This is a genomic window from Prevotella sp. E13-17, assembly GCF_022024035.1.
Taxonomy (GTDB): Bacteria; Bacteroidota; Bacteroidia; order Bacteroidales; family Bacteroidaceae; genus Prevotella.
Genome location: NZ_CP091787.1, coordinates 593,289 through 605,756, shown reverse-complemented (window position 1 = coordinate 605,756; position 12,468 = coordinate 593,289). Strand labels below are relative to the sequence as shown.

The 12,468-nt window shown below is 49.4% G+C and carries 11 protein-coding genes and 1 tRNA gene; 5 read left to right on the top strand and 7 right to left on the bottom strand.

Features of this window, described 5'->3' with window-relative positions; genetic code table 11:
• Positions 1-7: 7 nt before the first annotated feature.
• From L6472_RS02165 to rsmI, 4 genes are all read right to left on the bottom strand, one after another.
• Positions 8-1,789 carry a RagB/SusD family nutrient uptake outer membrane protein gene (locus L6472_RS02165; protein ID WP_237806753.1) on the bottom strand — a complete coding sequence of 594 codons (1,782 nt, stop codon included), beginning with the start codon at positions 1,787-1,789 and terminating at the stop codon, positions 8-10.
• Between the two features lie 44 nt (positions 1,790-1,833).
• Positions 1,834-5,154, bottom strand: coding sequence for a SusC/RagA family TonB-linked outer membrane protein (locus tag L6472_RS02160; protein ID WP_237806751.1), 3,321 nt, complete (start codon positions 5,152-5,154; stop codon positions 1,834-1,836).
• A 321-nt stretch (positions 5,155-5,475) separates the two neighbouring features.
• Positions 5,476-6,327, bottom strand: coding sequence for a hypothetical protein (locus L6472_RS02155; protein ID WP_237806749.1), 852 nt, complete (start codon positions 6,325-6,327; stop codon positions 5,476-5,478).
• Positions 6,328-6,375: 48 nt separating this feature from the next.
• Positions 6,376-7,047, bottom strand: a complete 672-nt coding sequence (gene rsmI / locus L6472_RS02150) for a 16S rRNA (cytidine(1402)-2'-O)-methyltransferase (RefSeq protein WP_237806747.1) — start codon at positions 7,045-7,047, stop codon at positions 6,376-6,378.
• 137 nt (positions 7,048-7,184) lie between these two features.
• On the opposite strand from rsmI, the gene L6472_RS02145 reads away from it, so the two are divergent.
• Positions 7,185-7,793 carry a thymidine kinase gene (locus L6472_RS02145; protein WP_237806746.1) on the top strand — a complete coding sequence of 203 codons (609 nt, stop codon included), beginning with the start codon at positions 7,185-7,187 and terminating at the stop codon, positions 7,791-7,793.
• 67 nt (positions 7,794-7,860) lie between these two features.
• Positions 7,861-7,933 (top strand) — tRNA-Lys (locus L6472_RS02140).
• Positions 7,934-8,427: 494 nt separating this feature from the next.
• On the opposite strand, the gene L6472_RS02135 is transcribed toward L6472_RS02140, so the two are convergent.
• The 3 genes from L6472_RS02135 to L6472_RS02125 are packed head-to-tail and all read right to left on the bottom strand — an operon-like array spanning position 8,428 to position 9,911.
• Positions 8,428-8,670: a hypothetical protein gene (locus L6472_RS02135; RefSeq protein ID WP_237806744.1), complete on the bottom strand. Its 243-nt coding sequence runs from the start codon at positions 8,668-8,670 to the stop codon at positions 8,428-8,430.
• Positions 8,667-8,876: a DUF4250 domain-containing protein gene (locus L6472_RS02130; protein ID WP_237806742.1), complete on the bottom strand. Its 210-nt coding sequence runs from the start codon at positions 8,874-8,876 to the stop codon at positions 8,667-8,669. Before L6472_RS02130 ends, L6472_RS02135 begins: the two co-directional genes overlap by 4 nt.
• A gap of 60 nt (positions 8,877-8,936) precedes the next feature.
• On the bottom strand, positions 8,937-9,911 hold the full coding sequence (locus tag L6472_RS02125) for a DUF3089 domain-containing protein (protein WP_237806740.1): 975 nt from the start codon (positions 9,909-9,911) through the stop codon (positions 8,937-8,939).
• A 106-nt stretch (positions 9,912-10,017) separates the two neighbouring features.
• On the opposite strand from L6472_RS02125, the gene L6472_RS02120 reads away from it, so the two are divergent.
• From L6472_RS02120 to L6472_RS02110, 3 genes are all read left to right on the top strand, one after another.
• Positions 10,018-10,746: a peptidylprolyl isomerase gene (locus L6472_RS02120; protein ID WP_237806738.1), complete on the top strand. Its 729-nt coding sequence runs from the start codon at positions 10,018-10,020 to the stop codon at positions 10,744-10,746.
• 35 nt (positions 10,747-10,781) lie between these two features.
• The gene (locus L6472_RS02115) at positions 10,782-12,200 is read left to right on the top strand and encodes a DNA methylase (RefSeq protein WP_237806736.1); all 1,419 of its coding nucleotides are present in this window, start codon (positions 10,782-10,784) and stop codon (positions 12,198-12,200) included.
• Positions 12,201-12,300: 100 nt separating this feature from the next.
• Entirely contained in the window at positions 12,301-12,465 is a 165-nt protein-coding gene (locus tag L6472_RS02110; RefSeq protein WP_237808042.1) for a hypothetical protein, read from the top strand.
• Positions 12,466-12,468: the final 3 nt, after the last annotated feature.

Genomic DNA, 12,468 nt, shown 5'->3' with positions numbered 1-12,468 from the left:
TTCCTCCTTATTTGTTTGCATTAATTCTAAACTGACTGTATTTGGGAGCCACCAGACCACGGCGTGAATCGTTCTCGGTAACAGTTACCATTTCGGGGCGAGAGCTGCCTGCGCCATTGAGCTTAGCCTCCGAAGGTGCTTCCAGGGCGCGACGGGTGTCCACACCTTTCATCACAATAGCTTTCTTGTCCAGACCATAGTAGTGGGTCCACTCCATGCCCCAACGCTTCAAGTCGAAGAAGCGCATGCCCTCGAAGCTATGCTCGAAGCGACGGAAGTCGTTCAGACAGTTCATGTAAGGCACAGCCTCTGGAGTGATGTGAATGGCAGATGAGATGTTCTGCGAAACGAAATCCCAGTTGTCGAAGCAGTTGGTCTTTCTCATGAAGTTCGACTTGATCATATCGTCTGTCAGCAACTTGATATCGCCGGGCGTTACGAATGTCGCCTTATCCTTTTCAGAGAAGGTCTCGATAGAGTTGTTCCAGTAGGCCTGGAGGTCATGACTGGCATTTGCCAAATCGTTCTTCATGATATAAGCCTCGGCACGTTCCAGCAACAGATCCATCGCTGTGAAAGCACGAATGATTTGATGAACATAACCCGTCTGGGCTATCTTGTCGAGCATCTGGAACTGCTCATTGATCTTACAAGAGTAGTAGCCGTAGTCGTGCTGACTGGAACTGAACAGCATGCCACTGACCATCGTGATAGGGTTGGCGATGTAGGATCTCCACAGCTCGCTGTTGGTGCGAACCATCAGCACTTCTGAAGCAGCCTCGCCTGCAATGCTATAGCGATAGCCGAATACCAGACGTGAATAAGAGCTATAGGTATCGAGCAGCATCAGGTTGTTGTTCAACTTCGGATCCTGCCACTTGTTGCCATAGTCATTAGAGGTGGCACAGTCTGTGAAGATGGAATAGTCCATCGACATGCGGAGCAATGAAGCATCATTGGTGCCCAGCACCTGATTGGCTTCGGCGATACACTTGTCCCAGTCGTGGTGGTACAAATAGACGCGAGCAGCAAAGGCATGGGCAGCATTGGTGTTGAAATGATACTTGGGTGCGGCGTAGTAGCTGTCGCTGACATACTTCAGGCCCTCTTCCATATCCTTGATGATCAGGTCATAGACCTCCTTGACCGACAGACGGTCATAGTCCTTGATCAGCTGTGTCTCTGGCTCAGTGACGTAGGCAATAGACCGGTCTTGAGCGCTCTGTGCCTCGTTGCGATAGGCCTGACCAAAGATGTTGGCCAAGACAAAGTGGTCGTAGGCACGAAGCAAGAGAGCCTCACCATAGGCGGCACGCAGGCGGGGAGACAACTGAGCGTAGTCTTCGTGGCTGTTGATGCCCTCTTCCTTAGCCAGATTGTCGATAGCTTCCAAGGCAGCATTGACAGCAGCAATGGAGTTGTACCATCCGTCCCACACACGCCCATGCGACTCAGCATCAGAATAGGTGGCCGAGAGGGGTTCTTCAAACTGGAACATCTCGTCGTTCCAGCGTGCAGCCGAAGGATAGTTATAGTGGTTCTCTATCTGCTTGTCGTTAGGATTTGAAGGCAGATGTGGCGCATTGTTATCAATAAAGTTGTCGCTTGACAGTTCGCAGATGAACTGGTAGTTGGTTGAGGGATAAGAGCCTTTCAGCAAATCTACCACGTTCTCTACGGTATTGAGCTCTGTGCGCTCGTCGGGCATCTTATCCAAGAAGTCAGAACATGCCGTTGTGACAAGCACTCCCAATCCTATTGCCAATATATTGTATATCTTATTATTCATCTTTTATCGTTTATCGTTCAATTTATTCGTTAAATACATCCTACTTAGATACCCAGACGCAGCGTCAAGGTGAACTGCTTTGACAGAGGCTGTGCCACACCACCCGAGTTGATAAACTCAGGATCCTGGCCATTCAGTTTGGAGTCTGAATAGAGCAGCCAGACGTTGGTAGCATCGAGCTTCAGCGAAGCGGTGCTGAGTCCGATCTTTGAAATCAGCTGTGGATCGAAATCGTATGACAGAGAGATGTTCTTCAGACGGATAAAGCCACCGTCGGCCACACGTGCAGTAGAATAGTTGTATGCATTGTAAGCATAGCTCAGATATCGGTCGCTATAGTATTGGGCAACTGATGCGATAGCGGGAATGTTGGTGTGCTTCTCATCGCCGGGGATGACCCAACGGTTTTTGAACTCCTTAGGCATTGCGCTCTGATCGCTATAGACAGAAGAGAAGACTGGGTCAAGACGAATCTTATTGCCGAACGAATAGGTGAAGAACATGTTCAGACGCCAGTTCTTCCATGACACCATATTGTTTAAACCACCGGTATAAGCTGGTTCTGTAGGACCTTCATACTTCAGGAAGTCCAGATTGACATGCTCCTGGAAGTTGATGTCTGACGTTGCCACCTCGTTCTTTTCGTTGATGATCTGGGGAATACCCTCGTCGTTCAGGCCAACAAAAGGAATAGAGAACAGCGAACGGTGGTCGTAGCCCAAACGTGAGGCACCGCCAACAGTCACCAGGTCAATCACACGACTGGTGGACAACAGGTGGGTAATCTCAGTCTTGTTGTAAGAGAAGGTGAAGTCGGTATTCCAGTTCCAATCCTTCGTACGGATGTTCTGTGAAGAGATGGTAAACTCAATACCGTGCGACTTCATGGCTGCGACGTTGGCAAACTTACGCAGTTCGCCACCGTAACCATTGGTATTCATATAGCCCATCAGCGATTTATTGTCACGCCAGTAGATGTCGCTGACAAAGTTGATGCGGTTGTTCAGGAAGCCCAGGTCAACACCCAGGTTGAACTCGTACTTCTTTTCGAAAGTCAGATCAGAGTTGCCCAACTGATAGAGCACCAAACCTGTCTCCTGCTGGTCGCTCTGAGGACGCCAGATGATGGTGGGATAGTAGATGGGGTATGCATTCGAAGCAGTGGTCTGCTCACCAGTCAGCGAGTAGCTCAGACGCAGGGTGGCATGACTGACAGCACCGTTGGTCTTCTCCATCCAGTCTTTGAAGAACGACTCCTCATGGGCATTCCAAGAGGACGACACGTTCCAAGTGGGCAACCAGCGAGAGCTGCGGGCCTTACCCAACTGGTTGGTACCATCATAACGACCGGTCAGGTTCAACTGATAGCGACCTTTATAAGAATAGTTCAGGTTGGCCATGTAAGCCAATCGACGATTCCATGAGCTGGAACGCTGGTACAACGTTGTACCTTCTTCCTTTGCCTGCTTAAAAAATTCGGGAGTAACCTTCACCAAGCGTGCATGTTCATAGTCCATGCCGTAGATCTGATTCTCAGAGGCATCATAGTCGGCACGGTTGGCTTCCATACCCACCAAGGCGTTGAAAATATGGATATCGTCCCACACCTTATTATAATTAATAGTACCACGGAAGTCGTACTGCTTCACGCGGTTCTGGTTCTCAATCCAGATACCGCCCTTAGGCATCACACTGATAGGCAGTGAGTTGGGTTTGTCGGGATCGGTGTACAGATAGGTATTGCTGTACATCACGTTTGGATCGTCCACACCGGCACGATAGGCCTCGGCCTGGTTTGAGGTGTTCAGCACATTATGATCGCGGCTTGAACGGTTCACGCGATAAGAACCCAGCAAGTTGACCTCAAGGCCAAGAATGGGCTTATAAGAAACTTCGCCCTGGAACTTCACATCCATCACGTCGATGTCGATATAGTTGTTGTTCAACTCGTGGAAGATGTTGAAGTCGGCAAAGTTACGCTTATACGTCTGATTGGGATCCAGCGTACGGGCGGTGTTGAGCGCAAAACTAAAGGGGTTGATGTCGAAATCACGACTCACAGCACCACTCACCACGTCGGTATTCTGGTTCAGCGTACCCGGTGCCGTCTGCGAACGATGGCTGGCATTGGTACGCAAGGTCAGCGTCAGCTGCTTCGACAGGTTGAAAGAGGCATTCACGTTGGCCGTATAACGCTTCACCTCGCTGGCCTTGGTCCATCCCGGGTCAAGCATGGCCGACAGCGAAGCATAGAGATTTGCCTTCTCCGTACCACTGGAAATGCTGACAGAGTGGGTCTGCATCACGTTGTCATTGAACAACAGGTCAAACCAGTTGGTGTTGCGGAACTCGGCTTGCTGCAGATAGGCATTCATGGCTGCCTGAGTGTAGGGCAGTCCGAAAGCGCCGTTGCTCTCGTTATACTGCTGAATGAGGTTATACATCTTGCCATACAAGCCACTTGAAGCACCGTTGGCCAAGGCCGAGAATTCCAGCCAGCCTTTGGCTGCCATCTCTTTATAGATACCCATCTGCTCCTGAGAGTTTGAGATGTTATACTCGCTGTAGCTGGGCTTCATGCGGTAGGTAAACTCACCGGTATAGTTGATTGCGCTGTGTCCCACACGACCTTTCTTGGTGGTGATAACTACCACACCGGCCATGGCGCGAGCGCCATAGATAGAAGTGGCAGAGCCATCCTTGAGGACCTGGAACGACTCGATATCGTCTGCGTTCAAGCCGGCAATGGCATTGGCAATCAGGGTCTGCGCATCGCCACTTGACAGGTCGTCGCTGCTCACGTTGACAGCATCCTCCATGATAACGCCATCGACCACCCAAAGGGGCGAAGAAGAACCGTAGATAGAGGTAGCACCACGCACTTTAATCTTGGGTGCAGTACCAAACGTGCTCGACACGTTCTGCACGCTGACACCGGCAGCACGACCTTCCAGTGCACGAGTCACGTCGGCCACACCGTCAAGTTTTGTCTTTTCGGCATCAATCTTGGTGGTAGCGCCAGTAAACAGACGCTTATCCATCTTCTGAACGCCCGTCACCACGACCTCCTGCACCATGTGTGCATCGGCCTGCAGCGTCACCTTCATACCGTTTTTCGGCGTTACCGTCTTCGTAACCATACCGATATAGCTGATAACGAGTTTCTTGCCATCGGGAACAGTCAACGAGAATTGACCATCGATATCCGTTTTTGTTCCTTTGTTTGTGCCCTGTATCATCACCGTTGCACCGATACAAGGATCACCTGTGTCTTCATAAACAGTTCCAGTAATCTTGCTTTGTGCCCAACCCATTCCTATCGACAGGAACAAGCTAACCAAAAGCATCACAAATCTTTTCTCCATATAAATAATTAATAAACCTATTTTTTCTTTGTTTTTTCAAATTAACAGCCTGCAAAGATAATTATAACTTTTTAATAATACAAGAAAACAATCAAAAATTCACATTTTTATCGCATATTCTTTCATTCTTTCACGAAAAAGAGCTTCTAAATGTTGTAATTATCAGCATTTTCACACATCAATTGTTACTTATTATTCCACACGCAAAAAGGGCACTTTAGTCCTGCGAAAGCAGTGCTTTAGGACAAAGAAAGTGGCACCCATCCATCGAAAGAGTGCCACTTTCACAAGAGCCGACAGCCCGACGACTGCCGTATGGGATTATTTCACCTGAACAACCAGATACTTGCTTGTGCTCCAGAAGCGCTGCGGGTCTGTGATACGCAACACATACTGTTTGTTGGCATCGCGCAACAGGTTGTAGGTTCCGGCAGGATGATTGGTGAGCAACTTGGCATCGCGAGACATCAACTTGATTTCTTTATCCACACGGATATCAATCTTCGTGAAGTAGTTCTTGTTGAAATTGCCTTGAAGCACCTCACCTTTCTTCAGGATGTTCTGCTCTTTCAGTTCCTTCTTGGTGCCAAACACGAACCAAGCCGTGTTCAACTCCTTGTCCTGGGTTTTAATAGTCTCCTGCTTATGCTTGTTTTCCTCAGCCAGGTTGCTCACATCATCAGCCAGGTTGCTGACCTTTTCATCGAGCTCTGCAATGTGGATATCCTTCTCAGCCAATTCCTTACGGAGTTGTTCTATTTCTACCGTCTTAGCCTGCAGCTGCTCAGAGAGGCTCTCCACCGTCTTTTTCAGTTGCTCGCTGGCAATGCTGCCTTCACGCAGACGAACACGCAGCTTGTTGATCAGCTCCCGGTTCTCAGCAAGTTTCGACTGGATGAACTGCACATTCTCGCGAATCTTCGTCTCATTGGTGGCGCCCTCACCAGTACGCTCTACAGTGACACGACCCTCTGCTTCGTTAATAGCCTTAAAGCCCTCCTGTATCACATTCAGGGTTTCCAGCATATCGTTGATCTCGCTGTCTTTCTGATAATTCACTCTGTTCAACGAATCAATAGTATGATTCAGAGCCAAGTCATTGGCATCCTTAGCATCATTCTTACATGAGACAACAGCCAACATGCAAACGCACCATACCAAAATCTTTTTCATATACCTTAATATTTAATTCTTATTCTGTAATGATCTTCTTACTCTCATTCAATTCTTGCCTGCCAGCACAATCACAATCTCGCCACGGGGCTCGGTCGTTGTGAAGTGAGCAATGACCTCCTCAAGACTGCCACGCACGCTCTCTTCATGTATTTTCGAGATCTCGCGACAAACGCTCACCTGACGGTCGGCGCCGAAAAATTCAGCAAACTGTTGCAGCGTTTTCAGCAATCTATAGGGCGACTCATAGAATATCATGGTACGCTCCTCTTCAACCAGCGACTGCAACTTGGTCTGGCGCCCCTTCTTCTGAGGCAGGAAACCTTCAAAGGCGAATCGGTCGCATGGCAGACCGCTGCTCACCAGCGCTGGCACAAAAGCCGTTGCTCCAGGCAGACACTGCACCTCTACCCCAGCCCTCACGGCCTCGCGAGCCAGAAAAAAACCAGGATCGCTGATGCCTGGCGTACCGGCATCGCTAATAAGTGCCACATTCTGTCCAGCCAGCAACCGCTGAACAACCGAGGCACTCGTGCCATGTTCGTTGAATTTATGATGGGAAAGCAGTTGATTCTTGATGTTGAAATGCTTCAACAAGATGCCCGACGTACGGGTATCTTCAGCCAAAATCAAATCAACTTCCTTCAGGATACGTATGGCGCGCAGCGTCATATCCTCCATATTGCCCACTGGTGTGGGTACGATATATAATGTTCCCATATCGGATGCAAAGGTAATGATTTTTAGTTCATTGTTCACAGTTCGCAATTCATAATTGGCGCAAATTAACAACATTTTACTAAAAAAAACTCTGAACAACGGACTTCAAAGTATAAACTTTTTGCTATCTTTGCACCATGATTACATATCCATCGACAGGCGAGAACCATCGTCCAGGCAGAATCGAAGTGGTTTGTGGCTCGATGTTCTCGGGTAAAACCGAAGAACTGATTCGACGCATGCGCCGCGCCCAGTTTGCGAAGCAGCGCGTGGAGATATTCAAACCGGCTATCGACGTGCGCTATTCCGAGGAAGACGTGGTGAGCCACGACCAAAAGCATATCCAGTCAACCCCTATTGAGTCGTCGGCCAGCATCCTCTTGCTGACCAGCGACATAGATGTGGTGGGCATTGACGAGGCTCAGTTCTTCGACGATGGCATCGTCAACGTGTGCAACGAGTTGGCAAACCGAGGCATCCGCGTCATCGTGGCGGGACTCGACATGGACTTCCGAGGCATTCCCTTTGGCCCCATGCCTGCCCTTTGTGCCATTGCCGACGACGTCACGAAGGTGCATGCCATCTGCGTAAAATGTGGTTCACTGGCCTATGTCAGCCACCGAAAGGTACAGAATGACAAGCGCGTGCTGCTGGGCGAAACACAAGAATACGAACCTCTTTGTCGCACATGTTATCAACATGCGATAGAAGAAGAAAAGGCTAAAAACGAAAAAACATTGAAATAAATTTGGCGGGTTCAAAAAAAGTTCGTACCTTTGCACCCGCTTTGCTAAAAGCATAAAGGTTGAAATTGATCCGCTAGCTCAGTTGGTAGAGCACAACACTTTTAATGTTGGGGTCTTGGGTTCGAGCCCCAAGCGGATCACAGAAAAGAGGTCGTGATGACCTCTTTTCTTGTTTTCTCACACTTGAAACTCTCACCCGAGGGTTCTGGTTTATGCTTACTCCCCCACTAAATTTCTACTGAGCCAGTTCTTTCTGTCGCTATTCGGACAGGACAGTGGCTCTCTTCTTTGTTGAAAGTGTAACTCTTTTGTGCTGATAGTGGCACTTTTCATTGCCAATAGTTCCGCTTTTGTCACGCAATACGGGCCGTTTTAATCTTTGTCCAGCCCCTGGATGACACGTTTCCAGGGGCTGGACGCGCCATTCCTACCCCCTGAAAGCGGTCGATCCAGCCCCTAAAGGTGGTCATTCTAGCCCCTGGATCCAAAGTAATTGTTGCGGTCTTAGACTTTAGAAATGCCATTTTCAGACTTTAAAACAGCCTGTTCTAAACTCTAAAATGCATCCTTTTAGACACAAGAAAAGTCAGGATGAGGGAGTAAAGTGCCATGCCGTTCATAGCATCTCACTCGGTTAAAGCATCTGTTCGAGTAACTCGACAGCCTTGGTAATGTCATCAAGGAAACACGTATGATCATGCAAAAAGTCCTCTTTACCATTGCTAATCAGTGCAAACAGCTCTCGATTCATCCCGTCGGCATAGTCGGCAATAGCCATCTCGATGTCGTCTTTCTGCCAGTCGAGCGTAGAATGGGCATAGATTCTCTGCTTCTGGTGCAGGAAGCTATAGGCTGTCTCAATACTATCTTTTGTCATTGTCTTACTTCATCATAGCCAATTGGTCGGAACTGTCGTTGCTGTTCGCTATACACAAAGCCTTTATCCATCAGATAGTTCTTCAGGTCTTCTGGCTCGGTATTGAAATTAAAGCATAACGACTCTAACGTATCAAACTCTTCATCGCGAAGCAACATATTCACGCTCGACACCAGTATTGCGGGGTCCTTGGGTAAGTAATCCATGACTTTAATAGGAAGTTAAAAGGGATGTTTGATGGGAAGTTAAACGAGAAACCACAGAAATCATCTTTTTCGATGACGCCACGCCTCGGCGCGCACTTTGAAGTTGCGCTGCAGGCATTCGCTGTAGAGCCACGGCTCACAGCTGTGAATATCACCCACATTCAGAAAGTCCTTGTAAGGAGGATATTCTTTTCCTTCATAGCCCTTGACCACCAACACCTGATTTTCGGGCGACAACGTGACGGTGATGGTGTCGTGCAGAATCGCTGGTGTGGCATCTGTGCGCCAATTTACCGGGTTAATGCTCATACAGGTAGCAGCAATGACAGGATGTATATATTTCACATCCTTCACCGTGTTATAACAGATTGTGACGCCCGTATCACTCTCGCCTTGCGCAGCCTTGAGGTGCCGACTCTCCAACGTGTCGGCAGGCGTCACCTTGAAGCCCATGACATAGGCAGCAGCCAACTGTCCATAAGTTTCGTCGGTCATGTGTTTCAGCAGATGAACAACAGCCAGACCGCCCTGACTAAAGCCCGCGATAATCAGCGGGCGCGTTGAGTCGCGCTGGGCTAAAAAGTGGTCGAAAGCCGTGCAAACATCGTCCATAGCCAGTTGAACGCGCTGCCGTATGCTGTCTTCACTCTGCAACATAAAAGACTCTATCGTGGCATGGCGATAGAATGGCGCATAAAAACGATTACCCGGCGACATATAGGCGGCCACCTTATTGATTTCCCGGGCCATGTGTCTGCGATGGCGTTCATTCCATACATCAGCATAATGAACGGTTTGCCCATTCTCATTTTGCCAGTCTTCCTCCCATGTTGACACGACATAGAAGACGTCGGCGCCACGACCGTCTTTATCATCATCGACCGTCAGCCACATAAGCGTATCGTTATAGTTGGGAGCCTGTGGCACGAAAGCCACTTCCTGTGTTATCTTTTCATGCGATGGCAGCAGAGCATACATTGCCATGGCGCTCATCAGCAACACACCTGTCAGCATTAATAGATTCAGATGTTTCATCTTCAGTATTTTAAAAACCGAATGCAAAGATAGCTATATTTTCTCTTTTTTTTGTAATTTTGCACCGATAAATAACAAGAAAAAACACTAAGTATCAGCAATAACTATGAAAGTAAATATTCAAACTATGCTGGGCGACATCATTGTTCGCCTCTACGATGAGACCCCTATCCACCGAGACAATTTCATCAAATTGGTGAAAGAGGGCTACTATGATGGCACGCTGTTCCATCGTGTGATTAAAGACTTCATGATTCAGGGCGGCGATCCCGATTCAAAAGGTGCCCCCGCCGGCAAGATGCTGGGTGTGGGTGGGCCTGACTACACACTCGAAGCTGAGATCAAGGACGGCTTGTTTCATAAGCGTGGCGCCCTGGCTGCTGCCCGTCAGGGAGACGAGGTGAACCCCGAACGTCGCAGCAGCGGCTCGCAGTTCTACATCGTCTGGGGACAGGTTTACAACGAAGGACAGCTGCGCCAGTTCGCCAAGCAACTGCGCATGCAGAAGGTTCAGGATGCCTTCAATGCGCTGGCCACTGAGCATCGCGCAGAGATCATGCAGATGCGACGCGACAGAAATCGTGCCGGTCTGCAGGAATTGCAAGACAAGCTGGTGGCAGAAGCCGAAGGCAAGGTTGGCAAAGACGGTCTGACCGACGAGCAGCTGAAGCTCTACTCTACCATTGGTGGCACGCCGCATCTGGACGGTCAATATACCGTATTTGGTGAAGTGGAGCAAGGTCTTGATGTTGTCGAAATGATTCAGGGCACAGCGACTGGTCGTGCCGACAGACCTATCGACGACATTGAAATGAGAATGTCTATTGTTGAGTAAGAAACACCTTGGCATAACATCATCTATCAACCGTCTTGTCGGCACAACGAACATACATAGCCATTGACCTGAAGTCGTTTTACGCTTCGGTAGAGTGTGTGGACAGGGGACTCGACCCTCTGACCACACATCTCGTAGTGGCCGACGAGAGTCGTACGGAGAAGACCATCTGTCTGGCTGTGACACCGTCGTTGAAGGCCTATGGCATTGGTGGCAGAGCACGTCTTTTTGAAGTTTACCAAAAGGCAAAGGGTGTTGACTTTATCATTGCCAAGCCTCGAATGGCACACTATATCGAGGTCAGCGCCAAGATCTACGACATCTACCTGAAGTATGTTGCCCCAGAAGACATCCACGTCTATTCTATCGACGAAGTCTTCATGGACGTCACAGCCTATCTCGGATCCTACAAGATGACGGCCCATGAGTTGGCCATGACGATGATTCGCGATGTGCTGAAGCAAACAGGCATCACTGCCACTGCCGGCATCGGCACCAACCTATACCTTTGCAAGGTGGCCATGGACATCGTGGCCAAAAAGATGCCTGCCGACAAAGATGGTGTGCGCATTGCCGAACTCGACGAGATGACCTACCGACGCCAACTGTGGGACTACCGCCCCATCACCAAATTCTGGCGTGTGGGCAATGGTATCGCTGAGAAACTGGCCAAGCACGGCATCGAGACCATGGGGCAGCTGGCCCGCCAATCGGTGCTCAGCGAAGAGTTGCTCTACAAGCTCTTTGGTGTCAATGCCGAACTGCTGATAGACCATGCGTGGGGATGGGAGCCATGCACCATGGAGGCTATCAAAGCCTATAAACCGGAGAGCAACTCTTTCAGCAGCGGACAGGTGTTGCAGTCGCCCTACAGCGCCGAACAGGCACGCGTGGTGGTACAGGAAATGGCAGAGGGCATGGCTTTGGACTTGGTCTGCAAGCGTCTTGTCACCGACCAGTTGGTGCTCACCGTGAGCTACGACACGGAATGTCTCACCCGCCCAGACATACGCGACCAGTATCAGGGTGAGATTACCGTCAACTACTATGGCAAGCTGGTGCCAAAGCATGCGCATGGCTCTCACTCGTTCGGTGAGCCCACGTCTTCTTCGCGCCTCATCATGGAGGCTGCGACCAGCATCTTCGACCGGTGTGTGAACCCTATTCTGTTGATACGACGGCTGAACCTGACCACCAATCATGTGACATCAGAAGTGACCGCCCAGCCACCTCAAAAGTCGGTTCAACAGCTGGATCTATTCACGGACTATGTCCGACTTGAGCAGCAAAAGCTGGAGGAACAGGACAAGCTGGTGAAGGAACGAAGGCTACAGGAGGCGCAGCTAAGAATCAAACAGCGCTTTGGGAAAAATGCTATCCTGCGCGGTCTGAACTTCAAAGAGGGGGCCACCGCCAAAGAGCGCAACAGACAGATTGGCGGACACAAGGCGTAGTGCGACTTTGTCGCAAGATGAGAGATGAGAAGTGAGAGGTGAGAGGTGGTGCGACTTTGTCGCAAAGTGAGAGGTGAGAAGTGAGAGGTTTTATTATTTTATGGATACATACGACGACATTATAAATTTGCCACATCATGTGTCTAAACGACACCCGCAGATGTCTCTGTGGAACCGTGCTGCACAATTCGCTCCGTTTGCAGCACTGACAGGCTATAATGATGCCATTGCTGAAACGGAGCGAACTCACAATCAATCTGAATAAGGT